Genomic DNA, 13,032 nt, shown 5'->3' with positions numbered 1-13,032 from the left:
TGGGGATGGGTTTGCTGCTCCGGTGTCCACACTCAGCTTTCAGCAGTCGGACGACGAGACCGGTCTCAAGGACTGGCAGTACGTCCACAATGTCATCACGCCACCCGCCGCCCTGTCGCTCGACGAGGTCCGTGAACGGGCCGGGCGCAACCACCTGGAGGTCGCGTACCTCGGCGACGTCCTGGTGGGCTGCTCGACCGTGCGTCCGCCGAAGGACGGCGGCTCGACGGCGACGGTGATCGCCCGGGTCCTGCCCGGACACCGTCGGCAGGGGTTCGGTCAGGAGCTCTACGAGCGCGGGCTGAAGCGGGCACGGGCGCTGGGCGCGGACGTGATCGAGACGGTCGTACTGGCGTCCAACGAGGACGGGCTGCGGTTCGCCGTGCAGCACGGGTTCGTCGAGATCGAGAGGTACGTGCTGCCGGGCGAAACGGCCGAGTGGGTCGACCTGCGGCTGGCCTGAGTCGGGTCGGGCCCGGCTGGGCCCGGTCACCGCGCCCGGTCGAGGAAGGCCGTCACCGTTTCCGTGAAGCGCCGGGGGTCGTCGAGCCACGGGTGGTGGCCGGCCTCCGGCTGGACGATCAGCTCCCCCTCGGGGAACAGCTCCGCCACGGCGGCGGCCACGCGCGGCAGTGGGCCACTGTCCAGTTCGCCCGCGAGCAGCAGGACCCGTGCGTCCAACGTGGCGACGGCGGCGCGGGCCACGGCGGGTTCGAAGGCGCCGGCGGAGGCGTACAGGCCCGCGGCCTCCTCGTTGGTCTGTTCGACCTCGGTTTCGGCGTGCGCCTGCGCGGTCGCGTCCCAGCGGCCGTAGAAGAACGGGGCGACGGCGTCCCAGTCGGCATCGGCCGCCGAGCCCGCCCAGATCCGTTCGTAGGCGTCGTACCCTGCCGCGAACCACGGCTCGGCCCTGCGCCGTGCGGCCGCCTCCCGGCGGTGCTCCTCGGTGAAGTCGATACCGAGGGCCCGGGCGCGCCCGGTGACCGATGTGAGGGTGCGGATGCGGTCCGGATACCGGGCCGCGTAGAGGAGCGCGAGGTCACCGGCCGCCGAGTGGGCGAGGAGATCCACCCGCTCCAACCTGAGATGCGCCCTGAAGGCCTCGACGTCGTCGACCTGCCGGTCGCAGCGGTACGTCGCCGGGTCGGCCGGGACGGCGGAGTCGCCGGTCCCCCGCAGATCCAGCAGGAACAGCCGACGGTGCCGCGACAGTCCGCCGAGATCGCCGAGGTAGGCGGAGGCACGCATGGGCCCACCGGGCAGACAGAGCAACGGCTCGCCCTCGCCCGTGACGTGGTAGGCAAGTTCGGTCCCGTCGGGGGCGGAGAAGATCGGCATTCCGTCATCCTCATGACGACGAGACGCTCGGGGCAAGCGTTTTTACACGGCGCCGAGCCCCCCCGACCAAAAAACGTCCAGGTCGGCCGATACGGGCCGACCTGGACGTCCTGGCCGGGATGATCAGACGAGGTCGAACCGGTCGAGGTTCATGACCTTGTCCCACGCCGCGACGAAGTCCTTCACGAACTTCGCCTTGGCGTCATCGCCCGCGTAGACCTCCGCGAGCGCGCGCAGCTCGGAGTTCGAGCCGAAGACGAGGTCGGCACGGGTGCCGGTCCACTTGACCTCGCCGGTGGCGTCGTCGCGGGCCTCGAAGGTGGTCGCGTCCTCGGACGTCGGCGTCCACGTCGTGCCCAGGTCGAGCAGGTTGACGAAGAAGTCGTTGGTCAGCGTTCCGGGGGTCGCGGTGAGGACACCGTGCGCCGACTGCTGGTGGTTCGCGCCCAGGACGCGCAGGCCACCGACGAGGACCGTCAGCTCGGGGGCGCTCAGGGTCAACAGGTTCGCGCGGTCCAGCAGCAGGTACTCGGCCGGGAGGCGGTTGCCCTTGCCGAGGTAGTTGCGGAACCCGTCGGCGGCCGGCTCCAGCGCGGCGAAGGACTCCGCGTCGGTGTGCTCGTCCGTCGCGTCGACACGGCCCGGGGTGAAGGGCACCTCGACGTCGTGACCGGCGTCCTTGGCGGCCTTCTCGACCGCGGCGCTGCCGCCGAGGACGATCAGGTCGGCCAGGGAGACCTTCTTGGCACCGGTGTTGAACTCCCGCTGGATGCCCTCCAGCGTGCGCAGCACCGCCGCGAGCTGGTCGGGGTCGTTGGCCTCCCAGCCGCGCTGCGGCTCCAGGCGGATGCGCGCGCCGTTGGCGCCGCCGCGCTTGTCGCTGCCGCGGAACGTCGAGGCGGACGCCCACGCGGTGGAGACCAGCTGCGGGACGGTCAGACCCGAGTCGAGGATCTTCGCCTTGAGGGCGGTGACGTCCTCGGCGCCGATGGCCTCGCCCTCCGCCTCCGGCAGCGGGTCCTGCCACAGCAGGGTCTCCGCCGGGACCTCCGGGCCGAGGTAGAGCGACTTCGGGCCCATGTCACGGTGGGTCAGCTTGTACCAGGCGCGGGCGAAGGCGTCCGCGAACTCCGCGGGGTTCTCGTGGAAGCGGCGGGAGATCGGCTCGTAGATCGGGTCGACACGCAGCGAGAGGTCGGTGGTGAGCATCGTGGGCAGACGCTTCTTCGACGGGTCGTGCGCGTCGGGGACGGTCGCCTCGGCGTCCTTCGCCACCCACTGGTTGGCGCCGGCGGGGCTCTGGGTCAGCTCCCACTCGTAGCCGAAGAGGTTGTCGAAGAAGCCGTTGCTCCACTGGGTGGGCGTGGTGGTCCAGGTGACCTCCAGGCCGGAGGTGATGGCGTCCGCGCCCTTGCCGGTGCCGTACGTGCTCTTCCAGCCCAGGCCCTGCGCCTCGATCGGGGCGGCCTCGGGGTCGGCACCGACGCTCTCCGCCGGGCCCGCGCCGTGGGTCTTGCCGAAGGTGTGACCGCCCGCGATGAGGGCGACCGTCTCCTCGTCGTTCATCGCCATGCGGCGGAACGTCTCACGGATGTCGCGGGCCGCGGCGATCGGGTCCGGGTTGCCGTTGGGGCCCTCGGGGTTGACGTAGATGAGGCCCATCTGGACGGCGCCGAGCGGGTTCTCCAGCTCGCGGTCGCCGGTGTAGCGCTGGTCGTCGAGCCAGGTGGTCTCGGGACCCCAGTACACGTCCTCCTCGGATTCCCAGACGTCCGCACGGCCGCCGGCGAAGCCGAAGGTCTCGAAGCCCATCTGCTCCAGGGCGACGTTACCGGTGAGGATCATGAGGTCGGCCCAGGAGAGGCTCTGGCCGTACTTCTTCTTCACCGGCCACAGCAGACGGCGGGCCTTGTCGAGGTTGCCGTTGTCCGGCCAGCTGTTGAGGGGGGCGAAGCGCTGCTGACCGGCGCCGGCGCCGCCGCGGCCGTCGCTGATGCGGTAGGTGCCCGCGCTGTGCCAGGCCATCCGGATCATGAACGGGCCGTAGTTGCCGAAGTCGGCCGGCCACCAGTCCTGCGAGGTGGTCAGCACCTCGGCGATGTCCTGCTTCACGGCCGCGAGGTCGAGGGTCTTGAACGCCTCGGCATAGTCGAACTCCTCACCGAGGGGGTTCGCCACGGCGGGGTTCTTGGCCAGGATCTTCAGGTTGAGCCGCTCCGGCCACCACTGGCGGTTTCCGCCGCCCTGGGTCGGGTGCGCGGCGCGTCCGTGCGCGACGGGGCAGCCACCTGCGCCCTCCGATTTCGCATCGGTGACGATTGCATCATGGTTCTCGGACATGGGAATCCTTCCGGACGGGGCGGATCACTGTGCTCAGGAACTGCGGGCGGTGGAACAGTCGGTCGAAACAGTCGAAACAGCCGGGGCACAGGCCCCCGGGGACGTCATCGACGACACCGTACGACCGGCACATGACGTAGGGGTGGCAGTCGCCGACGCGTCGCTCGAACCGGGTCGGGCTGCCGGGTTGGGCACGGCGTACGCGGCGCACCGCGATGGGTGCGCGGCGGGCCCCGAGCGCGGGGCGCCGGCGCCACTCGCGTGGGCGATGCGCCTCGCGTGGACGATGCGCTCGGGGATGCGCCCGCGGCTGAAGTGGGCGAGCTCCACCCGTCTCCTGAACCGTCACGTGCTTTCCCCTGCTGTTGTCCTGTCCCTTGGCTGCCGCCAGAACCGATCCTACGATGGACACAGTCCAAGTCAATACGAGAACCAGACCCGTACGGATTCATTCGTCAGACGATGCATGGTTAGGCTGGTGAGCATGAGTGACCTGCTCGAACGACTTCGCGGACGCGGCTGGCGAATGACCGCCCAGCGCCGGGTGGTCGCCGAGGTACTCGCCGGCGAGCACGTACACCTCACCGCGGACGAGGTGCTCGCACGCGCCACCGCCCGGTTGCCGGAGATCTCCCGCGCGACCGTCTACAACACCCTCGGCGAGCTCGTTTCGCTCGGCGAGGTGATCGAGGTGGCCACCGACGGCCGCGCCAAGCGCTACGACCCGAACGCCCACCGCCCCCACCAGCACCTGGTGTGCTCGGTCTGCGGCTCCATCCGGGACGTCCACCCCAGCGGCGACCCCCTGTCCGATCTGCCCGCAACCGAGCGGTTCGGCTTCACCGTCTCCCATGTCGAGGTGACCTACCGGGGCCTGTGCCCCGACTGCGGCCGCGCATAGGACGAGTACCGCACGCAGGACGAGTTTCAGCCAACGCACGCCGACCGACCTCTGAGCGAACCGCATCGAGACCCGATCCCCCGCACCCCCACCTCCGCTCCGGCTCACACCACCTTCGCCTCCGGTTCGCCCGGCGTACGCCTGTGGTCGCTTCCATGAGGGGATGGACCACATCACGTTCCTCGTGGCGGTCGTCATCGTCACGGCGCTGGCCTTCGACTTCACCAACGGATTCCACGACACGGCGAACGCGATGGCCACGTCCATCGCCACCGGGGCGCTCAATCCGAGAACAGCGGTCCTCATCAGCGGCGTCCTGAACATCGGCGGGGCGTTCCTGTCCACCGAGGTCGCGAAGACCATCTCGGGCGGCATCGTGGACGACACCCTGGTCACACCGGGGATGATCTTCGCGGGCCTGGTCGGGGCGATTCTCTGGAATCTGCTGACCTGGCTGCTCGGGCTGCCCTCCAGTTCCTCGCACGCCCTGTTCGGCGGACTGATCGGGGCGGTGTGGGTCGGCGCGGGCGAGCACGGCGTGCACTTCGACAAGGTGGTCGAGAAGGTGCTGATCCCGGCCGTGGCCTCGCCGGTCGTGGCGGGCGTGGCCGCGCTGCTGGCCACCTACCTCGCGTACAAGATCACCGCACGGGCTCGCCAGGACTCGGTGACCAAGGGCTTCCGGCTCGGCCAGATCGCCTCGGCCTCGCTCGTCTCCCTCGCGCACGGCACGAACGACGCCCAGAAGACGATGGGCGTCATCACGCTGACGCTGATCTCCGCGGGGGCGCTGGGCCACGACGCCGGTCCCCCGGTGTGGGTGATCGCGTCCGCCGGTCTCGCCATCGGGCTGGGCACCTACCTCGGCGGCTGGCGGATCATCCGCACCATGGGCAAGGGGCTCACCGACATCCAGTCGCCGCAGGGCTTCGCGGCCGAGGCCGCCGCCACCACCGTGATCCTCACCTCCGCCCACCTGGGTTTCGCGCTCTCCACCACACAGGTCTGCTCCGGCGGCATCCTCGGGGCAGGTCTGGGCAGGCGGCTGGCCGAGGTCCGCTGGGGCACGGCGGGGCGCATGGTGATCGCCTGGCTGGTCACGCTGCCCGCCGCCGCGCTGGTCGGCGGGGTCTCGGCGAGCGTGGTGAAGCACGGCGGCACCTTCGCCACCGTGGTGATCGCCCTGTGCGCCGCCGCCGTCGCCGCGTTCATCGTGCTCGCCTCGCGCCGCAATCCGGTGCGCGCCGACAATGTGAACGACGCCCACGAGGTCACCGTCCGTGCCGCTGTGCCGACGGCCGTCGGCACCGTCGCCTGAGCCAAGGGGAAGTCGTACGATGCATGTGGACTGGACCGCACTCGGCGAGGTCACCGCGGTGAGCATCGCCGTCACTGTCGGAGTGGTGGTCGTCTTCGCGCTCGGCGTGCTGGGTGTCACCCAGGTCGAGGCCGCACGCGAGAAGGACGCCGGCGGCACCCACGCCCTCGGCTTCGCGCAGGCGGGACTGTGTTTCCTGGCCTGCGCGGCCGTCGTCGCGTACGGAATTTACCTGATCGTGCCGCAGTTCCACTGAGTGAAGCCGGGGAGGCCGCGATGACGCCATTGCTGACGGGTCTGACCGTCGATTACAGCGACCACGACGACCCGGTACTGATCAGGTCGGACGGCAGTCCGGTGGAGACCTGGCGCGAGAACTACCCGTACCACGAGCGCATGGAGCGCAAGGAGTACGAGTGGCACAAACGCCTCCAGCAGATAGAACTGCTGAAGCTGCAGAGCTGGATCAAGGCGACCGGCCGCCGCCTGGTCATCGTCTTCGAGGGGCGTGACGCGGCCGGCAAGGGCGGCACGATCAAGCGGTTCACCGAGCACCTCAATCCGCGCGGTGCCCGGGTCGTGGCGCTGGAGAAACCGACCGAGCGCGAGCGCGGCCAGTGGTACTTCCAGCGGTACGCGGAGCATCTGCCGACCGCGGGCGAGATCGTGATGTTCGACCGGTCCTGGTACAACCGGGCCGGCGTCGAGCGGGTGATGGGCTTCTGCACGGACGACGAGTACCGGCGCTTCATGAGGCAGGCGCCCGCCTTCGAACGGATGCTCGTCGACGACGGGGTGGACCTGGTCAAGTTCTGGTTCTCCGTGTCGCAGGGCGAGCAGCGCACCCGTTTCACGATCCGCCAGGTCGATCCCGTACGACAGTGGAAGCTCAGCCCCATGGACCTGGCCTCCTTGGACCGCTGGGACGACTACACCGCCGCCAAGGTCACCATGTTCCGCGAGACGGACACCGAACAGGCTCCCTGGACCGTGGTGAAGAGCAACGACAAGAAGCGGGCGCGTGTCGAGGCGATGCGCAGCGTCCTGGCCCGCTTCGCCTACGCGGACAAGGACGAGGAGGTCGTCGGTAGCCCGGACCCGAGCATCGTGGGCGCGGCGGCGAACCTGCTGGAGGCGGGCGAGGACGACACCGGCCACTGAGCACCGAGGGGTTCCGTCAGTCGTGCGGCGGACGGTCGGTGAGGCGATGGTCGGCCAGGTTCAGCGCCTCGTCGACCACCCGGCGCAGATGGCCGTCGCCGAGTGAGTAGATCACCCGGCGGCCCTCCTTGCGGGTGTGCACCAGACCGGCGAGACGCAGCCGGGCCAGATGCTGACTGACGGCCGGGCGCGCGGCCCCGCACGCCTCGGTGAGCGTCGTGACATCGGCCTCCTGGCCGGTCAACGCGTGCAGGAGAGCGAGCCGGGTGCGGTCGCCAAGGAGGGCGAGGAGTTCGGCGGCGAGCGCGAACTGTTCCTCGCCGGGGGTACGCGGATGCGCATCATGCGCAGGTGATAGGTGCATGCGTGCGCTCATACGCACATAATGGCCCTGTGGACGCCGACACGTCCACTCCCGCGCACCGGAAGGGGACCCCCGTGAGCGACCGGCACGACGAGCAAGGCCACGACCACGGCCACAGCGACGGTCGCGGCCACGGCCACGGCCACTCCCATGATCACGGCCCGCCCCACGGCCATGACCACAGCCACAGCCACAGCCACAGCCACTTGGGGCACGACCAGCCACATCCTCACCCGCACCCCCACTTCCACGGCGCCCCTGCCGGTCTCCTCCCCCGTCTCCGTCACCTCCTCACCCCCCACTCCCACGAGACCGGCGACAAGCTCGACTCCGCACTGGAGTCCTCGGCGCGCGGTATGCGCGCCCTGTGGGTGTCCCTCGTCGTCCTCGGTACGACAGCCGTGGCGCAGGCGGTCGTGGTCGTGGTCTCCGGATCGGTCGCGCTGCTCGGCGACACGGTGCACAACGCCGCCGACGCGCTCACGGCCGTCCCTCTCGGCATCGCCTTCGTCCTGGGGCGGCGCGCGGCGACGCGCCGCTTCACCTACGGCTACGGCCGGGCGGAGGACCTCGCGGGCATCGTGATCGTGCTGACGATCGCCGCGTCCGGTGCCTTCGCGGCCTGGACGGCCCTCGAGCGGCTGATCGACCCGCGCCCCCTGCACCACATCCCGGTCGTCGCGGCGGCCGCGCTGATCGGCTTTCTCGGCAACGAGTGGGTCGCCCGGCACCGCATCCGGGTCGGGCGCGACATCGGCTCGGCCGCCCTCGTCGCGGACGGTCTCCATGCCCGTACGGACGGCTTCACGTCACTGGCGGTGCTGGTGGGAGCGGGCGGCGCGGCGCTGGGGTGGCAACTGGCCGACCCGCTGGTGGGCTTGGCGATCACGGCCGCGATCCTGCTGGTGCTGCGCGACGCCGCCCGCGAGGTGTTCCGGCGCGTGATGGACGCCGTGGACCCGGAGTTGGTCGACTCGGCCGAACGGGCACTGCGGGAGGTCCCCGGCGTGCGCGGGGTGGGTGAGCTGCGGCTGCGCTGGATCGGGCACCGGCTGCGCGCCGAGGTGGCGGTCGTGGTGGACGGCGAGGCGAGCGTGCGACAGGCGCACCGGATCGCCGTCGAGGCCGAACACGCCCTGCTGCACGCCGTACCGAAGCTCACCGCGGCCCTCGTACACGCCGATCCGGCCCCCGTGCCGGGCGAGAAGGACCCGCACCTGGCGCTGGCGCATCACAGGGTCGCCTGACCGGTCAGGCGATGCCCAGCCCCTCCAGCACCACCGCGTTCGGCAGTTCGGCGAACGCCTTGCCCGGTACCAGCAGCTTCCCGCGCCGCCGGCCACTGCCCACCAGGACGTACGGCAGCTCGACGACCGCCGGGTCCACCAGCACCGGCCAGTCGCCCGGCAGCCCGATCGGGGTGATTCCGCCGTACTCCATGCCGCTCTCGCCGGTGGCGGTGTCCATCGCGGCGAACGAGGCCTTGCGGGCGCCGAGTTGGCGGCGGACGGCACCGTTGACGTCGACCCGGGTGGCGGAGAGGACCACGCACGCGGCGAGCGTGGTCTCGCCGCCGCGTTTGCCCGCGACGACCACACAGTTGGCGGACTGGTCCAGCAGTTCCTTGCCGTAGTGCTCGACGAAGGTCGCGGTGTCGGCCCACTCGGGGTCCGTGTCGACATACACGATCTGGTCGGCGGGGACGGTCCCGCGCCAGTGGCGTACGCCGTCCGCGACCGGGCGGGTGAGCTCGTCGAGGCAGTCGGGGGCGGCCGTGGCGTGGTCGAAGTGTCCGATGGGAGCGCGCATGACGGCACGCTAACAGCCGCTCCGGTCCGCCCGGACGGGTGTCTCAGTGCACGAACGGGACCGACACCGCCATGACCATCTCCACCGGCACGTCACCCTTGTTGGCGTACGTATGGGGGGTGTTGGCCTCGAACGACACGCTCGCACCCTCGGGGACGCGGTAGTCGGTCCCGTCGACGCTGAGGGTGAGTTCGCCCGCCATGACATGGACGAGTTCGACCGTCCCCGTGGGGTGCGGGTCCGAGGGACTGCCGTCGCCCGGCATCAGCCGCCAGTCCCACATCTCCAGCGGTCCGGGCGCCTCGGTGCCCGCGAGAAGGCGGTTGTAGCTGCCCGCGTCCGTGTGCCACAGCCGTACGGCCTGCTCGGCCGGGACGATCCGGACCTTGGGGCCCTGCTCGTAGTCGAGGAGGGTCGTGATGCTGACGCCGAGCGCGTCACCGATCTTCACGACGGTACCGATGCTGGGGTTGGTCCTGGCCTGCTCGATCTGGATGAGCATGCCGCGGCTGACTCCGGCGCGGCCGGCGAGCACGTCCAGGGTGAAGCCGCGCTCGGTGCGCCAGCGCTTGACGTTGCGCGCCAGCGACTGGGTCAGCAGGTCGAGATCCGACACATTCCGTCCAATAGTCTGCGTCCAATATTCTAGATTACAGAGTTCAATAGAATGAACTATGCTGTGGTGCACCTGATCGTTCACTGAACTGTACTGCGAGGCGACCCATGACAGCGATCTTCGCTCTGGCCACCAGCCTCCTGTGGGGCCTGGCCGACTTCGGCGGAGGGCTGCTGACCCGGCGTACGCCCGCGCTCACCGTGGTCGTCGTCTCGCAGTCGATCGCGGCGGCGGTACTGGGCGCGATCGTGGTCGTGACCGGCGGCTGGAGCGCGGCGGGACCGCAGCTGTGGTTCGCGTTCGCCGCGGGACTCGTGGGACCCGTCGCGCTGCTCTCCTTCTACAAGGCGCTCGCCCTCGGCCCCATGGGCGTCGTCTCCCCGCTCGGCTCCCTGGCCGTTGCGGTCCCCATCACCGTGGGACTCTTCCTCGGGGAGCGCCCCGGGCTGACGCAGGTGGCGGGCATCGCGGTCGCCGTCGTGGGCGTCGCGCTCGCCGGCGGGCCCCAGTTGAGAGGCGCCCCCGTGCAACGGCAGGCGGTCCTCCTCACGCTGATCGCCGCGCTCGGCTTCGGCACGGTGTTCGTGCTGATCGCGGAGGCGTCCTCGTCGGTGACCGGGCTGTTCCTCGCGCTGTTCGTGCAGCGCCTGACCAACGTCGCCACCGGTGGCGCGGCGCTCCTCGTCTCCGTGCGACGCGGCGCCGCCGCCCTCCCCGAGGGCGGCTTCCCCTGGCACTCCCTGCCCGCACTCGCCTTCGTCGGCCTCGCGGACGTCGCGGCGAACGGCACGTACTCCGTCGCCGCCCAGCACGGCCCGGTCACGGTGGCCGCCGTCCTCGCCTCGCTCTATCCGGTGGTCACGGCCCTGGCCGCACGCGGCTTCCTCAGCGAACGGCTGCGCGGAATCCAGGCGGCGGGCGCGGGCCTGGCACTGGTCGGCACGGTACTGCTGGCCACCGGCTGATCAGTCCCGACCGGCTTCAGGACGACTCGGCGTCCAGCTCCGCCAGCCGCTCCACCGTCTCCTCGTCCAGCTCCGACAGCGCGAGCAGTTGCTCCGGTGTCACCCCGTCGGGAATCGGGACCGGCGCGGGCGTCCGCAGCGGCGGCTGCCAGCCGTCGACCGCGTCCCAGCGACGTACGACCCGGGCGGGAGCCCCCGCCACGACCGAGTGGTCCGGCACCGCGCCGCGCACCACCGCACCGGCCGCCACCACGACGTTCCGCCCGATCCGCGCCCCCGGCAGGATCACCGCCCCGGTGCCGATCCAGCAGCCGGATCCGATCTCCACCGGCTCCATCCGGGGCCACTGCTTGCCGATGGGCACGTGCGGATCGTCGTACGAGTGGTTCGTGGACGTCACATACACATACGGCCCGAAGTAGCAGTCGCTGCCGATCGTGACCGTCGTGTCGGCGATGACGTGGCTGCCGCGGCCGAGCACGACACCGTCGCCGACGCGCAGGATCGGGTCGGCGCCGAGGTCGAGGTCGGGCATCAGACCGGCGGTGAGGGTGACCTGTTCGCCGACGATGCAGTGGGCACCGAGATGGATCCAGGGCTCCCCGAAGACGGTGCCCAGCGGGAAGGCGAGTCTGGTACCCGTTCCCATCGCGCCGAAGCGCAGCCGCCCCGGGTGCTCGGCCGTCACCGAACCCGTGCGCTGCACCCAGGCCCAGCCCGCGTGGACGGCGCGCTGCGCGAGGCGGCGCCCCCATGATGAGAACACGTTCCTGTTGCTGGGCACCCGCTCACCGTACTCAGGGCGACCTGGGCCAAGCAGAGATCACCGCTGTGATCTTCGCCCCACCGGGGCCGGGAGCGATGGCATACGGTGCCGCTGTACCGCCGCCGCCGACGACAACGAGGAGACGCTGATGACGCAGCAGGCGCTGATCATGGGGATCGGCGGCAAGGACCCGCGGGTGGACCCGGAGGCGTTCACGGCACCGATGTCCGTGGTGATCGGGGACGTCACCCTGCACGCGGGCGCGAGCGTCTGGTACGGCGCGGTACTGCGCGCCGACTTCGGTCCGATCGTCATCGGCGCCGACAGCAACATCCAGGACAACTGCACCCTCCACGTCGACCCGGGCTTCCCGATCACGGTCGGCGAGCGTGTCTCGGTCGGCCACAACGCCGTGCTGCACGGCGCGACGGTCGAGGACGACTGCTTGATCGGCATGGGCGCCACGGTCCTCAACGGCGCGGTGATCGGCGCCGGTTCCCTGGTGGCGGCCCAGGCCCTGGTCCCCCAGGGGATGCAGGTCCCGCCGGGCTCCCTGGTGGCCGGAGTCCCCGCCAAGGTCAAGCGCCCCCTGACGGAGGAGGAACGCCAGGGCCTCACCCTGAACGGCACCTTCTACGTGGACCTGGCAAAGACGCACAAGCAGGCGCACGGAGGCTGAGGGGCGCCCCGCGGGGGCGCGGGGCCGTGTCGCTGTGCGGCTCCGCCGCGTGGGCGCGCCCAGCCACACACCACCCGCGCGCACCCGACAACGAAAACTACTCGGGAGCCGTCACCGGCTCCCGCTCCCCCGTCTCGATCTCCGCCGCCGCCTTCTTCGCCTTGCGCTTCACGATCAGCATCGAGGCAAGCCCAATGAGCACGGCCACCACGAGCCCGACCCACGAGAACCGCTTCAGCCAGGACTCGGCGACGACACCCACGTAGTAGATGACCGCGGTGGTGCCCCCGGCCCAGATGATCCCGCCCAGCACATTGGCGATCAGGAACTTCCAGTACGGCATCTTCAGCACACCCGCGAGCGGCCCCGCGAAGATCCGCAGCAGCGCGATGAACCGGCCGAAGAAGACGGCCCACATGCCCCACTTCTGGAAGGACCGTTCGGCGGTCGCGACGTGCCCCTCGCTGAAGTGCTTGGGGAACTTCGCACCCAGCCAGGCCAACAGGGGGCGCCCGCCCTTACGCCCGATGGCATAGCCGATGGAGTCGCCGACGATCGCGCCGATGCTGGCGCACGCCCCGAGGATGACGGGGTTGATGCCCGAGTGCTGCGAGGACAACAGCGCCGCCGAAACCAGGATGATCTCGCCGGGCAACGGGATGCCCAGGCTCTCCAGGCCGATGACCAGGGCCACCAGCGCATAGATGCTGACCGCGGGCACCGTCTCGAGCCAATGCTGGACGTCCAACGCCGGTTCCTCCCGAATCGCACACTT

At 70.6% G+C, this 13,032-nt stretch carries 15 protein-coding genes; 8 read left to right on the top strand and 7 right to left on the bottom strand.

Going from position 1 to position 13,032, the window contains the following annotated elements; translation table 11 throughout:
* Window positions 1-22: 22 nt before the first annotated feature.
* Window positions 23-463, top strand: coding sequence for a GNAT family N-acetyltransferase (locus SMIR_RS33695; RefSeq protein ID WP_168489848.1), 441 nt, complete (start codon window positions 23-25; stop codon window positions 461-463).
* A gap of 26 nt (window positions 464-489) precedes the next feature.
* Here SMIR_RS33695 and SMIR_RS33690 read toward each other — a convergent pair whose 3' ends face one another.
* Window positions 490-1,338 (bottom strand): alpha/beta fold hydrolase, encoded by an 849-nt coding sequence (locus tag SMIR_RS33690; RefSeq protein ID WP_212727765.1) that lies wholly within the window; start codon window positions 1,336-1,338, stop codon window positions 490-492.
* Between the two features lie 123 nt (window positions 1,339-1,461).
* Window positions 1,462-3,678, bottom strand: coding sequence for a catalase/peroxidase HPI (gene katG, locus SMIR_RS33685; protein WP_212727764.1), 2,217 nt, complete (start codon window positions 3,676-3,678; stop codon window positions 1,462-1,464).
* 484 nt (window positions 3,679-4,162) lie between these two features.
* On the opposite strand from katG, the gene SMIR_RS33680 reads away from it, so the two are divergent.
* The 4 genes from SMIR_RS33680 (at window position 4,163) to ppk2 (ending at window position 7,058) form a co-directional block, all read left to right on the top strand.
* Window positions 4,163-4,579, top strand: coding sequence for a Fur family transcriptional regulator (locus SMIR_RS33680; RefSeq protein WP_212727763.1), 417 nt, complete (start codon window positions 4,163-4,165; stop codon window positions 4,577-4,579).
* Between the two features lie 163 nt (window positions 4,580-4,742).
* Window positions 4,743-5,897: an inorganic phosphate transporter gene (locus SMIR_RS33675; protein WP_212727762.1), complete on the top strand. Its 1,155-nt coding sequence runs from the start codon at window positions 4,743-4,745 to the stop codon at window positions 5,895-5,897.
* A 19-nt stretch (window positions 5,898-5,916) separates the two neighbouring features.
* Window positions 5,917-6,153, top strand: coding sequence for a hypothetical protein (locus tag SMIR_RS33670; protein ID WP_168489853.1), 237 nt, complete (start codon window positions 5,917-5,919; stop codon window positions 6,151-6,153).
* Between the two features lie 20 nt (window positions 6,154-6,173).
* On the top strand, window positions 6,174-7,058 hold the full coding sequence (ppk2, locus tag SMIR_RS33665) for a polyphosphate kinase 2 (protein ID WP_168489854.1): 885 nt from the start codon (window positions 6,174-6,176) through the stop codon (window positions 7,056-7,058).
* A gap of 16 nt (window positions 7,059-7,074) precedes the next feature.
* On the opposite strand, the gene SMIR_RS33660 is transcribed toward ppk2, so the two are convergent.
* Complete coding sequence (locus SMIR_RS33660; protein WP_212727761.1) at window positions 7,075-7,434, bottom strand: ArsR/SmtB family transcription factor; 360 nt, start codon at window positions 7,432-7,434, stop codon at window positions 7,075-7,077.
* Window positions 7,435-7,496: 62 nt separating this feature from the next.
* Here SMIR_RS33660 and SMIR_RS33655 point away from each other — a divergent pair, with 62 nt between their 5' ends.
* Window positions 7,497-8,669: a cation diffusion facilitator family transporter gene (locus SMIR_RS33655; protein ID WP_212727760.1), complete on the top strand. Its 1,173-nt coding sequence runs from the start codon at window positions 7,497-7,499 to the stop codon at window positions 8,667-8,669.
* Window positions 8,670-8,673: 4 nt separating this feature from the next.
* Here SMIR_RS33655 and SMIR_RS33650 read toward each other — a convergent pair whose 3' ends face one another.
* The gene (locus tag SMIR_RS33650; protein WP_168489856.1) at window positions 8,674-9,231 is read right to left on the bottom strand and encodes a YbaK/EbsC family protein; all 558 of its coding nucleotides are present in this window, start codon (window positions 9,229-9,231) and stop codon (window positions 8,674-8,676) included.
* A 43-nt stretch (window positions 9,232-9,274) separates the two neighbouring features.
* Entirely contained in the window at window positions 9,275-9,847 is a 573-nt protein-coding gene (locus SMIR_RS33645; RefSeq protein WP_168489857.1) for a helix-turn-helix domain-containing protein, read from the bottom strand.
* A 107-nt stretch (window positions 9,848-9,954) separates the two neighbouring features.
* Between SMIR_RS33645 and SMIR_RS33640 the strand changes: the two genes are divergently transcribed.
* A complete protein-coding gene (locus SMIR_RS33640; RefSeq protein WP_168489858.1) occupies window positions 9,955-10,812 on the top strand; it encodes a DMT family transporter in 858 nt (285 codons plus the stop codon).
* 16 nt (window positions 10,813-10,828) lie between these two features.
* Here SMIR_RS33640 and SMIR_RS33635 read toward each other — a convergent pair whose 3' ends face one another.
* A complete protein-coding gene (locus tag SMIR_RS33635; protein ID WP_168489859.1) occupies window positions 10,829-11,596 on the bottom strand; it encodes an acyltransferase in 768 nt (255 codons plus the stop codon).
* Window positions 11,597-11,726: 130 nt separating this feature from the next.
* Between SMIR_RS33635 and SMIR_RS33630 the strand changes: the two genes are divergently transcribed.
* Window positions 11,727-12,257 carry a gamma carbonic anhydrase family protein gene (locus SMIR_RS33630; protein WP_212727759.1) on the top strand — a complete coding sequence of 177 codons (531 nt, stop codon included), beginning with the start codon at window positions 11,727-11,729 and terminating at the stop codon, window positions 12,255-12,257.
* 97 nt (window positions 12,258-12,354) lie between these two features.
* Here the strand turns inward: SMIR_RS33630 and SMIR_RS33625 are convergent, their stop codons facing one another.
* The gene (locus SMIR_RS33625) at window positions 12,355-13,005 is read right to left on the bottom strand and encodes a DedA family protein (RefSeq protein WP_101407915.1); all 651 of its coding nucleotides are present in this window, start codon (window positions 13,003-13,005) and stop codon (window positions 12,355-12,357) included.
* Between the last annotated feature and the right edge of the window lie 27 nt (window positions 13,006-13,032).

Source organism: Streptomyces mirabilis, assembly GCF_018310535.1.
Lineage (GTDB): Bacteria > Actinomycetota > Actinomycetes > Streptomycetales > Streptomycetaceae > Streptomyces.
The sequence above is the reverse complement of the archived record's forward strand: the minus strand, read 5'-3'. Positions and strand labels throughout refer to the sequence as shown.

Excerpts from the sequence above, each read along its gene's own strand:
- SMIR_RS33690 (WP_212727765.1), bottom strand. The coding sequence starts at position 1,338 with ATGCCGATCTTCTCCGCCCCCGACGGGACCGAACTTGCCTACCACGTC.
- katG (WP_212727764.1), bottom strand. The coding sequence starts at position 3,678 with ATGTCCGAGAACCATGATGCAATCGTCACCGATGCGAAATCGGAGGGC.
- SMIR_RS33680 (WP_212727763.1), top strand. The coding sequence starts at position 4,163 with ATGAGTGACCTGCTCGAACGACTTCGCGGACGCGGCTGGCGAATGACC.
- SMIR_RS33675 (WP_212727762.1), top strand. The coding sequence starts at position 4,743 with ATGGACCACATCACGTTCCTCGTGGCGGTCGTCATCGTCACGGCGCTG.
- SMIR_RS33670 (WP_168489853.1), top strand. The coding sequence starts at position 5,917 with ATGCATGTGGACTGGACCGCACTCGGCGAGGTCACCGCGGTGAGCATC.
- ppk2 (WP_168489854.1), top strand. The coding sequence starts at position 6,174 with ATGACGCCATTGCTGACGGGTCTGACCGTCGATTACAGCGACCACGAC.
- SMIR_RS33660 (WP_212727761.1), bottom strand. The coding sequence starts at position 7,434 with ATGAGCGCACGCATGCACCTATCACCTGCGCATGATGCGCATCCGCGT.
- SMIR_RS33650 (WP_168489856.1), bottom strand. The coding sequence starts at position 9,231 with ATGCGCGCTCCCATCGGACACTTCGACCACGCCACGGCCGCCCCCGAC.
- SMIR_RS33640 (WP_168489858.1), top strand. The coding sequence starts at position 9,955 with ATGACAGCGATCTTCGCTCTGGCCACCAGCCTCCTGTGGGGCCTGGCC.
- SMIR_RS33630 (WP_212727759.1), top strand. The coding sequence starts at position 11,727 with ATGACGCAGCAGGCGCTGATCATGGGGATCGGCGGCAAGGACCCGCGG.